At 65.6% G+C, this 18,497-nt stretch carries 15 protein-coding genes; 9 read left to right on the top strand and 6 right to left on the bottom strand.

Annotated elements, in window-relative coordinates; all coding sequences use genetic code 11:
* Positions 1–150 precede the first annotated feature (150 nt).
* Genes PV764_RS02640 through PV764_RS02630 form a run of 3 tightly spaced genes read left to right on the top strand, consistent with a single transcriptional unit; the run spans position 151 to position 7,894 of the window.
* A complete protein-coding gene (locus PV764_RS02640; protein WP_046273773.1) occupies positions 151–1,296 on the top strand; it encodes an efflux RND transporter periplasmic adaptor subunit in 1,146 nt (381 codons plus the stop codon).
* Complete coding sequence (locus PV764_RS02635; RefSeq protein WP_046273772.1) at positions 1,293–4,802, top strand: efflux RND transporter permease subunit; 3,510 nt, start codon at positions 1,293–1,295, stop codon at positions 4,800–4,802. Before PV764_RS02640 ends, PV764_RS02635 begins: the two co-directional genes overlap by 4 nt.
* Positions 4,799–7,894, top strand: a complete 3,096-nt coding sequence (locus PV764_RS02630) for an efflux RND transporter permease subunit (protein WP_019183106.1) — start codon at positions 4,799–4,801, stop codon at positions 7,892–7,894. The genes PV764_RS02635 and PV764_RS02630 overlap by 4 nt, the downstream gene beginning before the upstream one ends.
* A gap of 187 nt (positions 7,895–8,081) precedes the next feature.
* On the opposite strand, the gene PV764_RS02625 is transcribed toward PV764_RS02630, so the two are convergent.
* The 6 genes from PV764_RS02625 to ykgO all read right to left on the bottom strand — a co-directional run bounded on the left by PV764_RS02625 (position 8,082) and on the right by ykgO (position 12,786).
* Positions 8,082–9,314 carry a TraB/GumN family protein gene (locus PV764_RS02625; RefSeq protein ID WP_421116143.1) on the bottom strand — a complete coding sequence of 411 codons (1,233 nt, stop codon included), beginning with the start codon at positions 9,312–9,314 and terminating at the stop codon, positions 8,082–8,084.
* A complete protein-coding gene (locus PV764_RS02620; RefSeq protein WP_421116142.1) occupies positions 9,307–9,837 on the bottom strand; it encodes a GNAT family N-acetyltransferase in 531 nt (176 codons plus the stop codon). The genes PV764_RS02625 and PV764_RS02620 overlap by 8 nt, the downstream gene beginning before the upstream one ends.
* A 19-nt stretch (positions 9,838–9,856) precedes the next feature.
* Entirely contained in the window at positions 9,857–10,744 is an 888-nt protein-coding gene (locus PV764_RS02615) for a carbon-nitrogen hydrolase (RefSeq protein WP_019183103.1), read from the bottom strand.
* Positions 10,745–11,073: 329 nt separating this feature from the next.
* The gene (locus PV764_RS02610; protein ID WP_421116141.1) at positions 11,074–12,108 is read right to left on the bottom strand and encodes an agmatine deiminase family protein; all 1,035 of its coding nucleotides are present in this window, start codon (positions 12,106–12,108) and stop codon (positions 11,074–11,076) included.
* Positions 12,109–12,154: 46 nt separating this feature from the next.
* On the bottom strand, positions 12,155–12,481 hold the full coding sequence (locus tag PV764_RS02605) for a hypothetical protein (protein ID WP_019183101.1): 327 nt from the start codon (positions 12,479–12,481) through the stop codon (positions 12,155–12,157).
* Positions 12,482–12,660: 179 nt separating this feature from the next.
* On the bottom strand, positions 12,661–12,786 hold the full coding sequence (gene ykgO, locus PV764_RS02600) for a type B 50S ribosomal protein L36 (protein WP_017355593.1): 126 nt from the start codon (positions 12,784–12,786) through the stop codon (positions 12,661–12,663).
* Positions 12,787–12,980: 194 nt separating this feature from the next.
* On the opposite strand from ykgO, the gene cmk reads away from it, so the two are divergent.
* The 6 genes from cmk (at position 12,981) to PV764_RS02570 (ending at position 18,484) form a co-directional block, all read left to right on the top strand.
* Complete coding sequence (gene cmk, locus PV764_RS02595; protein WP_046273768.1) at positions 12,981–13,661, top strand: (d)CMP kinase; 681 nt, start codon at positions 12,981–12,983, stop codon at positions 13,659–13,661.
* Between the two features lie 193 nt (positions 13,662–13,854).
* Complete coding sequence (gene rpsA, locus PV764_RS02590; protein WP_019183099.1) at positions 13,855–15,540, top strand: 30S ribosomal protein S1; 1,686 nt, start codon at positions 13,855–13,857, stop codon at positions 15,538–15,540.
* An 87-nt stretch (positions 15,541–15,627) separates the two neighbouring features.
* Positions 15,628–15,933 carry an integration host factor subunit beta gene (locus PV764_RS02585; protein WP_019183098.1) on the top strand — a complete coding sequence of 102 codons (306 nt, stop codon included), beginning with the start codon at positions 15,628–15,630 and terminating at the stop codon, positions 15,931–15,933.
* Between the two features lie 103 nt (positions 15,934–16,036).
* Positions 16,037–16,321 (top strand): LapA family protein, encoded by a 285-nt coding sequence (locus tag PV764_RS02580; RefSeq protein ID WP_019183097.1) that lies wholly within the window; start codon positions 16,037–16,039, stop codon positions 16,319–16,321.
* A 6-nt stretch (positions 16,322–16,327) separates the two neighbouring features.
* Positions 16,328–17,506: a lipopolysaccharide assembly protein LapB gene (gene lapB, locus PV764_RS02575; protein WP_019183096.1), complete on the top strand. Its 1,179-nt coding sequence runs from the start codon at positions 16,328–16,330 to the stop codon at positions 17,504–17,506.
* A 9-nt stretch (positions 17,507–17,515) separates the two neighbouring features.
* Positions 17,516–18,484, top strand: a complete 969-nt coding sequence (locus PV764_RS02570; protein WP_421116191.1) for an MraY family glycosyltransferase — start codon at positions 17,516–17,518, stop codon at positions 18,482–18,484.
* The last annotated feature ends 13 nt before the right edge of the window (positions 18,485–18,497 follow it).

Here is an 18,497-nt window from a genome sequence, read left to right as displayed (position 1 = left end):
CCGAGTATAGCCTGCCATTTCATCTAGCTGAAACCGGGCCGGGGGAGGCCATGCCCCGCAGGTCACCATGACCTTTGGGATATGGTGTGGTCGTGACGTGGTGCATTACTTTGCTACCACACCTGCCCACGCATCCTTAGGGACACGACGATGTCGCGACAATCATTCCTGCTCGGCCGCACCGGACGCTGTGCCGCTGCACTGCTGATCACCTCCACCCTGCTGCTGAGCGGCTGCGGTGGCGCCGGCCCGGCCGAAGCCAACGCGGCCGAGAAGGACGGCAAGGCCGAGAAGAAAGTCGATGCGGTCCCCGTCGAAGCCGTCGCGGCCAGCCGTCGCGCCGTCGCTGCCAGCTACACCGGTACGGCCGCACTGGAGCCGCGTGGTGAGTCGCAGGTGGTCGCCAAGACCTCCGGCGTCGCGCTGGCGGTGCTGGTCGAAGAGGGGCAGCAGGTGCGTGCCGGGCAGCCGCTGGTGCGGCTGGATCCGGACCGTGCGCGCCTGGCCGTGGCGCAGAGCGAAGCGCAGATGCGCAAGCTGGAGAACAACTACCAGCGCGCCCAGAAACTGGTGGGCCAGCAGATGGTCAGCGCCGCCGATGTCGACCAGATCAAGTACGACCTGGAGAACGTCCGCGCGCAGTACCGGCTGGCCACGCTGGAACTGTCCTACACCACGGTGATCGCGCCGATCTCGGGCGTGATCGCCTCGCGCTCGATCAAGACCGGCAACTTCGTGCAGATCAACACGCCGATCTTCCGCATCGTCGACAACTCGCGCCTGGAAGCCACGCTCAACGTGCCCGAGCGCGAGCTGGCCACGCTGCGTCCGGGCCAGCCGGTGACGCTGCTCGCCGATGCGCTGCCGGGCAAGACCTTCCCGGGCACGGTGGACCGCATCTCGCCGGTGGTCGATGCCGGCAGCGGCACGTTCCGCGTGGTCAGCGGCTTTGGCGAAGATGCTGAAGGCCTGCAGCCGGGCATGTTCGGTCGCATCCGGATCGACTATGACCAGCGCGCCGACGCCTTGGTGGTGCCGCGCCTGGCGCTGCTCGACGATGGTGAGCCGGCGGTGTTCCGCGTTCGCGATGGCAAGGCCGCGCGCGTGCCGGTCAAGCTCGGCTATGCCGAAGGCCCGTGGGTGGAGATCCGCGAGGGTCTGGCCGCAGGCGATCAGGTGGTTACTGCAGGCAAGGTTGCCCTGCGCGACGGCACCGCGGTGCAGGTGATCGGCGCCAAGCCGGCCGCCACCGCTGCTGCCAAGCCGGCACCGGCCAAGGCGGAGAGCCGTCAATGACAGCGGCCGGCAACGACCACGGCAATGATCCGCACCAGGGCGATCGCCCCGGTGCCCACGGCGGCGGCCTGGTGGAATTCGCCACCCGCCGCCGCGTCACCATCGCGATGTTCACTGTCACCCTGATGTTGTTCGGCTTCATCGCGCTGGGAAATCTCAAGGTCAACTTGCTGCCCGACCTGAGCTATCCGACCCTGACCGTGCGCACCGAGTACACCGGTGCGGCCCCGGCGGAAATCGAAACGCTGATCACCGAGCCGGTCGAAGAGGCCGTGGGCGTGGTCAAGAACCTGCGCAAGCTCAAATCGATCTCGCGTACCGGGCAGAGCGATGTCGTGCTCGAGTTCGCCTGGGGCACCAACATGGACCAGGCCAGCCTGGAGGTGCGCGACAAGATGGAAGCGCTGAACCTGCCGCTGGAGGCGAAATCTCCGGTGCTGCTGCGCTTCAATCCGTCCACCGAGCCGATCATGCGCCTGGTGATCTCGGCCAGAACCGATCCTTCCAGCGATGCCGAGGCCGTGCGCCAGCTCACCGAGCTGCGCCGCTATGCCGATGAAGACCTGAAGAAGAAGCTGGAGCCGGTCACCGGCGTGGCCGCGGTGAAGGTGGGCGGCGGTCTGGAGGATGAAATCCAGGTCGACATCGACCAGCAGAAGCTGGCCCAGCTCAATCTGCCGATCGACAACGTCATCAAGCGGCTCAAGGAAGAGAACATCAACATCTCCGGTGGCCGCCTGGAGGAAGGCTCGCAGCGCTACCTGGTGCGCACGGTCAACCAGTTCGCCGATCTGGAGGACATCCGCAACCTGCTGGTGACCACGCAGAGCAGCAACGGCAGCGCTGCCGATGCAGCGATGCAGCAGATGTTCGCGATCGCCGCCTCGACCGGCTCGGATGCCGCCGTGGCCGCTGCCTCTGCCGCGCAGAGTGCCTCCAGCAGCAGTTCCACCAACATCGCCAACGGCGTGCCGGTGCGGCTGAAGGATGTCGCCACCGTGCGCCAGGGCTACAAGGAACGCGAAGCGATCATCCGCCTGGGCGGCAAGGAAGCGGTCGAGCTGGCGATCTACAAAGAGGGCGATGCCAACACGGTCTCGACCGCCGAAGCGCTGCGCGCGCGCCTGGAGCAGATCAAGGGCCAGGTGCCCGGCGATGCCGAACTGACCACGATTGAAGACCAGTCACGCTTCATCGAACACGCCATCAGCGACGTCAAGAAGGACGCGGTGATCGGCGGCATCCTCGCCATCCTGATCATCTTCCTGTTCCTGCGCGACGGCTGGAGCACGTTCGTGATCAGCCTGTCGCTGCCGGTCTCGATCATCACCACGTTCTTCTTCATGGGCCAGCTCGGCCTGAGCTTGAACGTGATGTCGCTGGGCGGTCTGGCCCTGGCCACCGGCCTGGTGGTGGATGACTCCATCGTGGTGCTGGAGAGCATCGCCAAGGCGCGCGAACGTGGCCTGAGCATCCTGCAGGCGGCCATCGCCGGCACCCGTGAAGTGAGCATGGCCGTGGTCGCCTCGACCCTGACCACCATCGCGGTGTTCCTGCCGCTGGTGTTCGTCGATGGCATCGCCGGCCAGCTGTTCCGCGACCAGGCGCTGACCGTGGCGATCGCGATTGCGATCTCGCTGCTGGTGTCGATGACCCTGATCCCGATGCTGAGCTCGCTCAAGGGCCGCCCGCCGCTGGCCTTCCCCGAAGAACCGGCGCACCAGCCCTGGCAGCCGGACAGCCGCTGGCTGAAGCCGGTCGCCGGCAGCCGTCGCGGCGTGGGCACCCTGGTGCGCTGGATCTGCTTCGGGATTGCCTGGTCGGTGATCCGCGTCTGGCGCGGCCTGGTGGCCGTGGTCGGGCCGGTGATGCGCAAGGCCAGCGATGTGGCGATGAAGCCCTACGCCGGTGCCGAGCGCGGTTACCTCAAGCTGCTGCCGGGCGCGCTGCATCACCCGGGCAAGGTGCTGGGCCTGGCCGCGCTGGCCTTCGTAGGCACGATGGCGCTGGTACCGATGCTCGGGGCCGACCTGATCCCGCAGCTGGCGCAGGACCGTTTCGAAATGACCGCCAAGCTCCCCGCGGGCACGCCGCTGAAGCAGACCGATGCGCTGGTCCGTGAGATGCAGCTGGCCCACGCCAAGGACGCCAGCATCGCCTCGTTGTACGGCGTCAGTGGCAGCGGCACCCGTCTGGATGCCAGCCCGACCGAAAGCGGCGAGAACATCGGCAAGTTGACCGTCGTGATGGCCGGGGGCGGCAACGCGCGCACCGAAGCGGCGATCACCGAGCGGCTGCGCGAATCGATGCAGCAGCACCCTGGCGTGCAGGTCGATTTCGCCCGCCCGGCGCTGTTCAGCTTCTCCACACCGCTGGAAGTGGAACTGCGTGGTCAGGACATGGCCACGCTGGAAACGGCCGGCAAGGCACTGGCCGCGATGCTGCGTAACAACCCGCACTACGCCGACGTCAAATCCACGGTGGAAGAGGGCTTCCCGGAGATCCAGATCCGCTTCGACCAGGAGCGCGCCGGTGCCCTGGGCCTGACCACGCGGCAGATCGCCGATGTGGTGGTCAAGAAGGTGCGCGGTGACGTGGCTACGCGCTACAGCTTCCGCGACCGCAAGATCGACGTCCTGGTGCGGGCCCAGGAAGGTGACCGGGCCAGCGTGGACAGTATCCGCCGCCTGATCGTCAATCCGGGCAGCAACCGGCCGGTGACGCTGGATTCGGTGGCCGAGGTGATCGCCACCAACGGCCCGAGCGAGATCCATCGCGCCGACCAGACCCGCGTGGCGGTGGTGTCGGCCAACCTGCGCGACATCGACCTGGGCGGCGCCGTGCGCGAAGTGCAGGACATGGTCGCCAAGCAGCCGTTGGGGGCCGGTGTCGGCATGCACATCGGCGGGCAGGGTGAGGAGCTGGCCGATTCGGCGCGCTCGCTGATCTTCGCCTTCGGCCTGGCCATCTTCCTGGTGTACCTGGTGATGGCCTCGCAGTTCGAATCGCTGCTGCATCCGTTCGTCATCCTGTTCACCATTCCGCTGGCGCTGGTCGGCGCGATCCTGGCCCTGATGCTGACCGGCAAGCCGATCTCGGTGGTGGTGTTCATCGGCTTGATCCTGCTGGTGGGCCTGGTGACCAAGAACGCGATCATCCTGATCGACAAGGTCAACCAGCTGCGCGAGGCGGGCGTGCCCAAGCGTGAGGCACTGGTGGAAGGGGCGCGTTCGCGCCTGCGGCCGATCATCATGACCACGCTGTGCACGCTGTTCGGCTTCCTGCCGCTGGCGGTGGCGATGGGCGAGGGCGCCGAAGTGCGCGCGCCGATGGCGATCACCGTGATCGGCGGGTTGCTGGTCTCCACCCTGCTGACGCTGGTGGTGATCCCGGTGGTGTACGACCTGCTCGACCGTCGCGGCGATGCCTACTACCGCGAGCGCGGCCGCCACCTCAAGACGCCGCTGGCCGACGCCGGCCATGGCACTGCACAGGAGCCGGCATGAGTATTGCCGAGTTCTCCATCCGCCGGCCCATCACCACGATCATGTGTTTCGTGTCGTTGGCGGTGGTGGGCCTGATCGCCTCGTTCCGGCTGCCGCTGGAAGCGCTGCCGGACATCTCCGCGCCGTTCCTGTTCGTGCAGGTGCCCTACACCGGCTCCACCCCGGAGGAGGTCGAGCGCAACATCATCCGGCCGACCGAAGAAGCACTGGCTACGATGACCGGGATCAAGCGCATGCGTTCCTCGGCCACCTCCGAAGGCGCCAGCATCTTCATCGAGTTCACCGACTGGGACCGCGACATCGCCATCGCGGCCTCTGATGCCCGTGAGCGCATCGATGCGATCCGCAGCGACCTGCCTGACGACCTGCAGCGCTACAACGTGTTCAAGTGGTCCAGCAGCGATGATCCGGTGCTGAAGGTGCGCCTGGCCAGTGCCACCGACCTGACCGGCGCGTACGACATGCTCGACCGCGAGTTCAAGCGGCGGATCGAACGCATCCCCGGCGTGGCGCGGGTCAACATCTCCGGCGCCCCGCCGAACGAGGTCGAGATCGCGATCAGCCCGGACCGGTTGACCGCGCATAACCTGAGCATCAACGAACTCAGCGACCGCCTGCGTACGCTGAACTTCTCGATCTCGGCCGGACAGATCGACGACAACGGCCAGCGCGTGCGCATCCAGCCGGTGGGTGAAATCACCGACCTGCAGGAACTGCGCGACCTGGTCATCGACAACAAGGGCCTGCGCCTGGGTGACATCGCCGAGATCCGGCTCAAGCCCACCCGCATGAACTATGGCCGTCGCCTGGATGGCAACCCGGCGGTGGGGCTGGACATCTTCAAGGAGCGCAGCGCCAACCTGGTGGAGGTTTCGCGCGCGGCCCTGGCCGAGGTCGAGGCGATCCGCAAGCAGCCCTCCATGCGCGATGTGCAGATCAAGGTCATCGACAACCAGGGCAAGATGGTGACCTCCTCGCTGCTGGAGCTGGCCGAGGCCGGCGCGGTGGGGCTGCTGCTGTCGATCACGGTGCTGTTCTTCTTCCTGCGCCACTGGCCCTCCACGCTGATGGTGACCCTGGCGATCCCGATCTGTTTCGTGATCACCCTGGGCTTCATGTACTTCGCCGGCGTGACCCTCAACATCCTGACCATGATGGGCCTGCTGCTGGCGGTCGGCATGCTGGTGGACAACGCCGTGGTGGTGGTGGAGAGCATCTACCAGGAACGCGAGCGAATGCCGGACCAGCCGCGGCTGGCCTCGATCATCGGTACCCGCAACGTGGCCATCGCGCTGAGCGCCGGCACCCTGTGCCACTGCATCGTGTTCGTGCCGAACCTGTTTGGTGAGACCAACAACATCAGCATCTTCATGTCGCAGATCGCGATCACGATCTCGGTCTCGCTGCTGGCCTCCTGGCTGGTCGCGGTGAGCCTGATCCCGATGCTGTCCGCGCGCATGCAGACCCCCAAGCTGGTGCATTCGGACAGTGGCGTGATCGCCCGCCTGCAGCGCCGCTACGCCACCTTGCTGCAGTGGACGCTGGAACACCGTGGCTGGAGTGTGTTCGGCATCGTGATGGTGATCCTGATCAGCCTGGTGCCGATGAAGCTGACCAAGATCGACATGTTCGGTGGCGAGGGTGGCCACGAGGTGTTCATCGGCTACAACTGGAAGGGCGCCTATACCTTCGGCCAGATGTCCGAGGAAGTCGCCCGCGTGGAGCGCTACCTGGACGATCACCGCGAGGAGCTGCACATCACCCAGGTGTACTCCTGGTACAGCGAGCAGGAAGGCAGCAGCACGATCGTGACCTTCGATACCGAGCACGCCAAGAACATGCCCGCCGTGCAGGAAGCCCTGCGCAAGGGCCTGCCGCGTTCGGCGCGTGCCGATTACGTGGTCGGCAACTCCGGCGACGGCGGTGGCGGCGGCAACAACCAGGTGCAGGTGCAGCTGGTGGGTGACTCGACCAAGATGCTGCAGGAGATCGGCGAGGAAGTGGTGCCGCTGCTGGCCCAGCGCAAGGAGCTGCGTGACGTGCGCATCGACAACGGCGAGAAGGGCAGCGAGTTGTCCATCCACGTTGACCGCGAGCGCGCGGCCGCGTTCGGCTTCAATGCCGAGCAGGTGGCCAGCTTCGTCGGCCTGGCCCTGCGGGGCGCGCCGCTGCGCGAGTTCCGCCGCGGTGACAGTGAAGTGCCGGTCTGGGTGCGCTTTGCCGGTGCCGAGCAGAGCAGCCCGGAAGACCTGGCCAGCTATACGGTGCGTACCGGCGACGGTCGCTCCGTGCCGCTGCTGAGCCTGGTGGATGTGGCGATCAAGCCGTCGGCCACGCAGATCGGCCGCACCAACCGGCAGACCACGTTGACCATCAAGGCCAACCTGGCTGAGAAGGTCACCGTGCCGGATGGGCGCAAGGCGATGGAGGAAACGCTCAAGCCGATGAGCTTCCCGGCCGGCTACACCTTCAGCTTCGACGGCGGCGACTACGGCGATGACAACGAAGCGATGGCGCAGATGATGTTCAATCTGGTGATCGCGCTGGTGATGATCTACGTGGTGATGGCAGCCGTGTTCGAGTCGTTGCTGTTCCCGGCGGCGATCATGAGCGGCGTGCTGTTCTCGATCTTCGGGGTGTTCTGGCTGTTCTGGATCACCGGCACCTCGTTCGGGATCATGTCCTTCATCGGCATCCTGGTGTTGATGGGCGTGGTGGTGAACAACGGGATCGTGATGATCGAGCACATCAACAACCTGCGCCGCCGCGGGATGGGCCGGACCCAGGCGCTGGTGGAAGGCTCGCGCGAACGCCTGCGCCCGATCATGATGACGATGGGGACCGCGATCCTGGCGATGATTCCGATCTCCATGACCGACACCCAGCTGCTCGGCAACGGCCCGCCGTACTACCCGATGGCCCGCGCCATCGCCGGCGGCCTGGCGTTCTCCACGGTGGTCAGCCTGCTGTTCCTGCCGACCATCTACGCGATGCTTGATGACATGAGCACGGCGGTGTCGCGGATCATCCGGCGCGCGCGTGGCCGCGGCGTCGAGGCCCCGGTGGTCGAGCCCGGCGCAGAATCGGTTTGAGGGTGCATGGAGGCCCGTTGGGCGGGCCTCCTTTTTTTTCGGAACGCACCCACGTATGGCGTCCATCTACGAATGGAAACGGCGGCCATCACCCTGGTACGGAGCCCGGCACTACCTGCGGTTCCCCATTCGTGCACAAAAAAGGCCACGCATTGCGTGGCCTTTCGATTCACAGCCAGCGCGGGAATCACCCCGCGACTTTGCCCCACACCTGGAACCCGGTCAGCCACAACCCGAGCATGCTGCCCAGGTTGGTCAGCATGAAGGTCAGCACCACGCGGGTCACCCGGTTGCGGTACCAGCCCTTGACGCTCTGCGCGTCGTCGCGCAGCTTCAGGAAATCCTCGTAGGCCGGCTTGCGCAGGCGCGCTTCCACCAGGGCCGAGAACGCGCCGGTCGGGATGCTCAAGCGGAACGGCTTGAACGGTGCCACCACGATCGCGGTCAGGATGCTCAACGGGTGGCTGCCGGCCAACAGGCAGCCCAGGCCGGCCAGGCCGCCGGTATACATCGCCCAGACCGCCAGCAGTTCACTGCCGACCCCCAGGCCACCGCGGTAGAAGCCCACGCCGATGCCGGTCAGCACGATGGCCAGGATCGCCAGCGTGATCCACGGAATGTTGCGCTTCTTCGGCACGCCTTCCAGCGACTCGCGCAGCGGACCCGGCGCATCGGTGTCGGTTTCCAGGTATCTGGCCAGACCGGCCAGATGACCGGCGCCGACCACCGCCAGCACTTCGCGCTGGGCCGGGTCATGCACTTCGCGCAGGCGCGTGGCCATGTAGCGGTCGCGCTCGCCGATGATGGTTTCGTACAGGGCCGGGCTCTCGCTGGCGAACTCGCCGAAGCTGGCTTCGAGCATGTCGCCCTGCTTGAGCTTCTCGATCTCGTCTTCGCCGACTTCCTCGGAGGCGAACAGGCCGGCGCCCAGGCCCATCACCAGCTTGATCTTGCCGAAGAAGCCCAGCCGCTGCGAGGCGCGCTTGAAGGTCAGGCCGACCTCGCGGTCGATCAGGTGCACCGGCAGGTTGCGTTCGTTGGCCATCACCACCGCGCGCTTGAGTTCGGCACCGGGCTCGATCTCCAGCTGCTCGGCCAGGCGGCGCTGGTAGGCGGCCAGGGCGAGGTTGGCCGCGAACAGGGCGACGCGCCCCTTGCGGATCACCTCGACCAGGTCCAGCTTGGCCAGGGCGTCCGGGTTGGTCAGTGCCTGCAGGCGCTGCGCGTCCAGTTCGACCGCGACCGCATCGAAGCGGCCACTTTCAATTGCACGTTCCACCGCTTCCACGCTGGCCTGCGAGACGTGCGCGGTGCCCAGCAGGGTGTAGCGCACGCCATCGCGCTCGACCACGCGCACGGGTTGACCGGCGAACAGGGTGTCGCCGGCCTCGATCAGGGTATCTGTCATTGCATCATTCATTCGAAGGGGCGCTGTCGGCACCATCGCCGAGCGCGCGCTGCATCTGGACGGTATCCAGCCAGCGGCCATGCTTGCGGCCGAGGCCGCGGAAAACGCCGACGGTATGGAAACCGAAACGCTCGTGCAGTTTGATGGAGGCGGTGTTGGTCGGCTCGCCGATCACGGCCACCATCTGCCGGTAACCGCGTGCGACGCAGGCATCGATCAGGCCCTGCATCAGCGCGGTGCCGACGCCGCGGCCCTGGAAGGCGGCATCCACGTAGACCGAGTTCTCCACGGTCCACTGGTAGGCGATCCGGCCGCGGTAGGTATTGGCGTAGGCATAACCGGCCACCTGGCCATCGACCTCGGCCACGATGTACGGAAAACCGCGGCCGACGATGTCCTGCATGCGGCGGCGCATTTCCGCCGCCTCCGGAATCTCGTACTCGTAGGTGTTGACGAAGTCGGTCACTTCCACCGCATAGATCGCGGTGATGGCCGCGATATCGGCATGGGTGGCGTCGCGCAGCTGCACGGTCACGGTGGGGTGTCCTGGTCGGTCAGTCGATGTAGCGCTTGAGCAGATCGCCGTAGGCATCGATGCGGCGATCACGCAGGAACGGCCAGATGCGGCGGACGTGTTCGCTGCGCTGCAGGTCCACATCGCAGACCAGGACGGTCGGCTCGCCACCGGCTTCGGCGATGAACTCACCCTGCGGGCCGAGCACATGGCTGTTGCCCCAGAACTGGATGCCCGACGCGCCCAGCGGCGACGCTTCATGGCCGACGCGGTTGCAGCTCAGCACCGGCACGCCGTTGGCCACGGCATGACCGCGGTGACTGAGCACCCACGCATCGCGCTGGCGGCCCTGTTCGTCGCGCTGGTCATCCGGGTCCCAACCGATCGCGGTGGGGTAGAGCAGCAGCTCGGCGCCGGCCAGCGCCATCAGGCGGGCCGCTTCCGGATACCACTGGTCCCAGCACACGAGCACGCCCAGGCGACCCACCGAGGTATCGATCGGGGTGAAGCCCAGATCGCCCGGGGTGAAGTAGAACTTCTCGTAGAAGCCCGGATCATCCGGGATGTGCATCTTGCGGTACTTGCCCAGCAGCGTGCCGTCTTTTTCAAAGACCACGGCGGTGTTGTGATACAGCCCGGCCGCGCGCCGCTCGAACAGCGAGCCGACGATCACCACGCTGTGCTTCCTGGCCAATGCGCCCAGGCGCTCGGTGCTCGGGCCGGGGATCGGCTCGGCCAGATCGAACTCATCGACCGACTCGTGCTGGCAGAAGTACGCACCGTTGTGCAGTTCCTGCAGCAGGATCAGCTTGGCACCCTGCGCGGCCGCTTCAGCCACGCGCGCTTCGATGACGGCCAGATTGGCCTCGGCATCGCCGTGGTTGCGCTCCTGGATCAGGGCGACGGAAAGGGTGTGGCGTGAGCTCATCCGGAGACGGTCCTGCAAGGGGAAAAACGCAGTTTATCGCGGATGGGTGCACGCAGCGTGCTGGCTGCTAAATGGCTGACACCCACGCGTCGGGTAGTGCCGGCCGCTGGCCGGCTCCGCAGCAGCATCGAGACAAGCCCAAGCGCGTGGCTGCGGCGGCTGGGCTGGCGGGTGCGGAGGTGCGGGACGCGCCGTAAACCCTTCCCTGGGGGCTCGTGGGCGCCATCCATGGCGCCCTGACGGTCCCGCACCTCCACACCCGCCATCCCTTCGACAGTGCGTCGGTGGTCTGGCAAACAGCGGTAGCCCACGACCGTTGGTCGTGGCGCTTAAGCCAGCAACCCCGCCGGCAGCTGCATCGTGATGCAGTGCAGGCTGCCGTTCTGCCAGATCAGCGAGCGGCACGGCACCGGCACGATCTCGCGGTCCGGATAGGCCTCGGCCAGCACCGCACGCGCGGCCTCGTCGGCAACATCCCCGTAGGCCGGCATCAGCACCGCACCGTTGAGGATCAGGTAATTCGCGTAGGACGCCGCCAGGCGGCGACCTTCGTCGATCACCGGCTGCGCCCACGGCAGCGGGAACAGGCGGTACGGCTGGCCGTCGGCGGTACGCAGCGCCGCCAGTTCGGCGCCCATCGCCTGCAGTTCGGCGTAATGCGAATCGCTGGCGTCATCGCAGGCCTGGTAGACGATGCTGTCGGTCGAAGCGAAGCGCGCCAGGGTATCGATGTGGGCGTCGGTGTCGTCGCCTTCCAGATAGCCATGGTCCAGCCACAGTACACGCTCCTGGGCCAGCCAGGTGGCCAGGTCGGCGCTGAGCGATTCGCGGCTGCGGTCCGGATGACGCTCGTGCAGGCACTGCCAGGTGGTCAGCAGGGTGCCGGCGCCGTCGGTCTCGATGCCGCCGCCTTCCAGGGCGAACGGAATGCTCTGCAGCTCGGCATTGTTGAACAGGCCTGCGGCATGCAGCACGCCGACCAGCTGGTCATCCAGGCTGGCGTCGAACTTGCCGCCCCAGCCGGTGAAGCGGAAGTCCAGCAGGCGGAAGCCACCATCGGCGCGCTTGAGCGTGATCGGGCCGGAATCGCGCAGCCAGGTGTCGTCGTACTGGGCGGTCATGAACCGCACGCGGTCCGTATCGATCCGGTTCGAGCGCAGGCGCGCATCGGCGTACGCCTCCAGGTCGTCGTCGGCGACGATGATCACCACCGGCTGGAAGCGGGTGATGGCCGCGACGAGCGCGATGTAGGTGTCCTCGACGTCACCCAGGCGGTCGGCCCAGTCGGTGTCGGCGTGGGGCCAGGCGATCAGGATGGCGGACTGGGATTCCCATTCGGCCGGAAAGCGGAGCGTGTCGTTCATGATCTCGATGCGATGGCCCGCCGGCTGGCGGGCAAAGGGAAAAGGGTCAGCGGATCGGCGGTTTCGGCCCGATCTCGTTGGCGTCGGCGCGGTTGGCGACCACGTCGATCACCTTCTGCTTCTCGAAATAGACGGTGAACTGCGGGTAGACCCAGCGGTTGATCGTCGGCCACTGGCGCTTCTGCCCGCCGCGCGGTTCCAGGCGCTCGCCCGGGTCGCCGAACCGGGCCTGGACCTGCTGCATGCTCTGGCCGCGGACGGGCAGGGCGATGGCGGGCTTTTCACGGCTGCGGTCGATCAGCAGGGTGTCGGCGTGGGCGCTGGAGATGGCCAGTACGGCCAGCAACGGCAGGGTGGTCAGGTAACGCTTCATCTCGATCTACTCCCCAGTGGTCAAGAAGGTGGAAGGTCCTGCGGCGACAGGTCTGACACCGGCGGTCGTGGCTACCCGGCGATTACAACAAAAATGGCAGCAAAAAGCCGCCCGGAGGCGGCTTTTTGTTCATCACCCGGCCCGGTGAGGGGCCGGTGGCGGCCGTGAGGCCAGCCGGCTCAGCGCTGGCGAGCCTTGAAACGCGGGTTCGACTTGCAGATCACGAAGATCTTGCCACGGCGACGGACGACCTTGCAGTCACGGTGACGGGACTTGGCCGACTTCAGGGAAGAAAGGACTTTCATTGCATACCTCGGCGTAAACGTTGGATTCGGTTGGAGCGCGGCCGCGATATGCAGATGACAATCGGCAGGTGACGCCCGTTCAAGCCCGCCATTCTACCGGGCTTTTTTCCATCCTTTCAAGTGGTTGCACCAAAAAGGTCTCGGGAGGCCCCGGGCAGGGGCTAGAATGGGCGGTCAATTTTACAGGGAAACCCATGAATCAGCTTCCTTCCGTGCTCACCATCGACGGTCCCTCCGGGGCCGGCAAAGGGACTGTCAGCCGCATTGTCGCACGCCGGTTGGGCTGGCATTACCTGGATTCGGGCGCCCTGTACCGGGCGGTGGGCGTGGCCGCCAGCTGGGCTGATATCGATACCTCCGATGCCTCGGCGCTGGTCCGCTGCACCTTCGACACCCACGTGCGCTTCGTGGAATCGGCCGATGGCGGGCTGCGGGTGCTGGTTAACGAGACCGACGCCACCGACGAGCTGCGCCTGGAGACCACCGGCGCCCTGGCCTCGGCCATCGCGGCCATCCCGGAGGTCCGGGCGGCGCTGAAAGAGCGCCAGCGCGCATTCAGGATGGAGCCGGGGCTGGTGGCCGACGGTCGGGACATGGGCACGGTCATCTTCCCGGACGCCCCATTCAAGGTGTTTTTGACCGCCAGCGCCGAAGAACGGGCCGAGCGGCGGCATAAGCAGTTGAAAGACAAGGGTGTTTCGGTTAACTTTGACGACCTCCTGCGCGAGATCATGGCCCGCGACGCCCGTGATGCACAGCGCACAGTGGCGCCCCTGAAGCCGGCAGACGATGCCGTCGTCATCGACACCAGTGGTATTGGCATCGACGCCGTCGTTGCCAAGGTATTGGATCTGCTTCCGGTTTCGGGTGCCTGATCCGTTGTAAAGGAGGGCCGTCAGTCCATCGACGGTGTCGCACCATCGCAAGGCAACAAAAGCTCCGTCCCGCAATGATGCGTGGCGGTTTTCCTACTTAACACACGACCTGCGTTACCGGGGTCGACCAACAGGCGGGCATCAAGCGGTTCCCTTCGGGGCCAATGCCCATGTGTCCAACAGAGTAAATCTAATGACCGAATCATTTGCAGAGCTGTTCGAAGCCAGTCAGGCCAATCTGGCCAAGCTGAAGCCGGGCTCGATCGTCAGCGGTGTCGTTGTTGAAGTCCGCGGCGATGTCGTGGTGATCAACGCCGGCCTGAAGTCCGAAGGCATCGTGCCGATCGAACAGTTCCGTAACGACGCTGGCGAGATCGATGTCGCTGAAGGCGACGTCGTCAAGGTTGCCCTCGATTCCATCGAGAACGGCTTCGGTGAAACCGTTCTGTCGCGTGAGAAAGCCAAGCGCGCGATGGTGTGGGACGAGCTGGAAGAAGCGTTGGAAAAGAACGAAACCATCACCGGCCGCATCAGCGGCAAGGTCAAGGGTGGTTTCACCGTGGACATCAAGGATGTCCGCGCGTTCCTGCCCGGTTCGCTGGTGGATGTGCGCCCCGTGCGCGACCCGGCCTACCTGGAAGGCAAGGAGCTGGAATTCAAGCTCATCAAGCTGGACCGCAAGCGTAACAACGTCGTTGTGTCCCGTCGTGCAGTCGTCGAGAGCGAGCACTCGGAAGAGCGCGAGCAGCTGATGGACAAGCTGCAGGAAGGCGCGATCCTGAAGGGTGTCGTCAAGAACCTGACCGATTACGGCGCATTCGTGGACCTGGGCGGTATCGACGGCCTGCTGCACATCACCGACATGGCCTGGAAGCGCGTGCGCCATCCGTCCGAAGTCGTGAACGTCGGCGACGAGCTGGACGTGCGCGTGCTGAAGTTCGACCGCGAGCGCAACCGCGTTTCGCTGGGTCTGAAGCAGCTGGGCGAGGATCCGTGGGACAACATCGCCCGTCGTTACCCGGCCAACAGCCGCGTCTTCGGCAAGGTCTCCAACGTCACCGATTACGGCGCATTCGTCGAGATCGAGCCGGGCGTCGAAGGTCTGGTGCACGTGTCCGAAATGGATTGGACCAACAAGAACGTCAACCCGTCCAAGGTTGTGCAGGTCGGTGACGAAGTTGAAGTCATGGTCCTGGACGTCGACGAGGAGCGTCGCCGCATCTCGCTGGGCATGAAGCAGGTTGCCGCCAATCCGTGGGAAACCTTCGCTGCCATCCACAAGAAGGGCGACAAGGTGTCGGGCCAGATCAAGTCGATCACCGACTTCGGCATCTTCATCGGCCTGGACGGCGGTATCGATGGCCTGGTGCACCTGTCCGACATCAGCTGGAACACCACCGGCGAAGACGTGGTCCGCAACTTCAAGAAGGGTGACAACCTGGACGCCGTCGTCCTGGCCGTCGATCCGGAGCGCGAGCGCATCAGCCTGGGCGTCAAGCAGCTGGAGCAGGATCCGTTCGGTCAGTACATGGCTGCCAACCCGAAGGGTTCCAAGGTCGAAGGCGTGGTCAAGGAAGTGGACGCCAAGGGCGCTACCATCGAGCTGGCTGACGGCATCGAAGGCTACGTGGCCGCTCGCGATGTTGCGAACGAGCGCGTGGACGACGCGACCCAGTTCCTGAAGGTCGGCGACAAGGTGGAAGCCAAGTTCGTGGGCATGGATCGCAAGGGTCGTACCCTGCAGCTGTCGATCAAGGCCAAGGACGACGCGGAAATGCGCGAAGTGCTGGAGGAATACCAGTCCTCTTCGGCTTCCAGCGGCACCACCCAGCTCGGCGCGCTGCTGCGTGCACAGCTGAACGGCAACAAGTCCGAGTAATCGGCCTGTCGCTGTCGTAGTTTCCTGGACGGCCCGGACATCAGTCCGGGCCGTTTCAGGGTCTGAGTTCCTCCCCAAGAGCCCGTAATGACCAAATCCGAGCTGATCGAAATCCTGGCGCGCCGACAGGCGCATTTGAAGTCGGACGATGTCGATCTGGCGGTGAAGTCGTTGCTGGAAATGATGGGTGGGGCGCTGGCCGGCGGGGATCGCATCGAGATCCGCGGGTTCGGCAGTTTTTCGTTGCACTACCGGCCGGCACGGCTGGGGCGCAATCCCAAGACCGGGGAATCGGTCGCATTGCCGGGCAAGCATGTCCCGCACTTCAAGCCGGGCAAGGAACTGCGTGAGCGCGTCAGCGCCGTGGTGCCGCTGGAAAGCGATCCTGCCTGACGGGTCATCCGCCACGGGGCGGATGCATGATTTCCATGGAGTCGGCTGGCAGAGCGGAGTGTTAGTCCGCTACTCTTGAGCCCTACGGAACTGGAGCTGCTGCATGAACGTCGTACGTCTGCTGATCCTGCTGGCGGTTCTGGTGGTGGGTCTCATCATCGGTGCGCTCAACTCGCAGCCGATCATCATCAGCCTGGGCTTTACCCAGATCAATTCCACCACCGGCGTGGCGATCATCATCGCCCTGCTGTCCGGTGCCCTCATCGGCGGCGGCCTCGTGCTCGCCAGCATGGTGATCCCGCTGTACGCCAAACTGCGCCGTGCGCAGAAGGCCGCGCCTGCCGTGGTCGTGGCACCCCCTTCTTCTTCTACATTCGACGGACGCTGAGCGCCGATGGAATTTGTCTCCGAGTGGTTCTGGTTTTTCCTGTTCCTGCCCCTGGCCGCGTTGTCGGGCTGGGTGATCGGGCGTCGTGGCGGTCAGCGCCATGGCGACAACCAGGTCAGCCATCTGTCCAGCACGTACTTCCGCGGCCTGAACTATCTGCTCAACGAGCAGCCGGACAAGGCGATCGAGCTGTTCCTGCACATCGCCGAGCTGGACAAGGAAACCTTCGAGACCCAGGTCGCGCTTGGCCATCTGTTCCGCCGCCGTGGCGAGGTCGATCGTGCGATCCGCCTGCACCAGGGCCTGGTGAACCGCGCCGATCTCAGCGATCAGCAGCGCGTACAGGCCTTGCTGGCCCTGGGCGAGGACTACATGAAGTCCGGCCTGCTCGATCGTGCTGAAACGGTGTTCACCGAACTGGCCCAGATCGACCAGCGCGCCCCGCAGGCACTCAAGCACCTGATCGGCATCTACCAGGCCGAACGCGACTGGGAAAAGGCGATCGACAACGCCAGCCGTTTCGAAGAAGTCACCGGCGAGCCGATGGGCAAGCTGATCGGGCAATTCGAATGCGAACTGGCCGAGCGCTACCGTGGCGCCGGCAAGATCGACGAAGCGCGCGCTGCGATCGCACGCGCCTACCAGGCCGATGCGATGTCGGTCCGTGCCGGCATCATCGAAGGGCGCCTGGAGAACGATGCGGGCAATGCCGAAGCCGCCGTGCGCGCCTTCGAGCGCGCCGCCCGCAATGATCCGGAGTACCTGCCCGAAGTGCTGCAGGCGCTGATGCAGAACTACCGCAAGGTCGGTGACCTTGGTGGTGCCCGTGCGTTCCTGTCGGAGATGACCGAGCACTATCGCGGCATCGCCCCGGTGCTGGCGCTGACCCAGCTGATGGAAGAGCAGGAGGGCGTCGCCCCCGCGCGCGCCTATCTCGGTCGCCAGCTCAAGGACCGCCCCTCGGTGCGTGGCGAGTCGGCGCTGATCGACCTGACCCTGGCCGAGGGCGCGGATTCCACCGCCACCCTGCACGATCTCAAGCACATCACCGACCAGTTGCTGGTCCGCAACCCGGCCTACCGCTGCACCCGCTGTGGCTTCGGCGCGCGTACGCATCACTGGCAGTGCCCGAGCTGCAAGGAATGGGGCACCGTCAAGCCGCTGCTCAACTACGCGGTGCTCTGAACCATGATGGTGGGCTGGATGGCAGGGCTGCTGGCGGTGCTGGCGGTATCGGCGGGCCTGACCTGGACCGCACGTGCGTACGCGCTCCGTCGCAATCTGTTGGATCAGCCGGGCGAGCGCCGCAGCCATGGGGTGGCGACGCCTCGCGGCGGTGGTATCGCGATCGTCCTGACCCTGCTGCTGGCCTGCGCGGTCGCCGCCGTGATCTGGCCCAAGGCCGCGATCACGCTGGCGGTGTTCGCGCTGGGTCTGGTACTGGTGGCCGGGATCGGCTGGTGGGACGACCATCGGCCGCTGCCGGCGGTCCGCCGCCTGCTGGTCCATGTGCTGGCGTCCGCGCTGCTGGCTGGGCTGGTCTGGCATGCCAGTGGCAATCCCTGGCAGGCGCTGCTGGCCCTGTTGTTCGCCACCTCGCTGATCAACATCTGGAACTTCATGGATGGGATCAACGGCATCGCCACCACCCAGGCGATCCTGGCCGGTCTTGCCTTTGCGCTGGTGCTGCCGCCGCCCTACGGCCTGGCCGGTGTGGTGCTGGGGCTGGCCTGCCTGGGGTTCCTGCCGTTCAACTACCCACGGGCACGCATCTTCATGGGGGATGTCGGCAGCGGGGCGCTGGGCTATGCCATCGCGGCGCTGGTCTGCCTGGCCAGTGTGCACACCGATATCCATTGGTTGCTGTTGCTGGTGCCGCTTTCGGCCTTTCTTGTGGACGCAGGCTTCACATTGCTTTCGCGCATCCTGTCCGGACAGCGCTGGATGGAACCCCACACGCAGCATCTCTATCAGCGCGCGGTGAAAAGTGGTGCAAGCCACACTTTCGTCACCGGGGTGTATCTTGTTTTTGGAATATTCAGTGCGGCAGTGTTTAATGCATGCACGAATTTGCAGCCGAGGTGGGAGGCTGCCGTGGCCATCGCGTGGTTGATCTTCGCGTACGGCCTTTGGCTGCTCCTGCGCAAGGGAATGCGCAACTAGAAGGAATACGTTG

It is taken from the genome of Stenotrophomonas sp. AS1 (assembly GCF_048957655.1).
Taxonomy (GTDB): Bacteria; Pseudomonadota; Gammaproteobacteria; order Xanthomonadales; family Xanthomonadaceae; genus Stenotrophomonas; species Stenotrophomonas bentonitica_A.
This window is presented reverse-complemented; position numbering and strand designations above follow the sequence as displayed.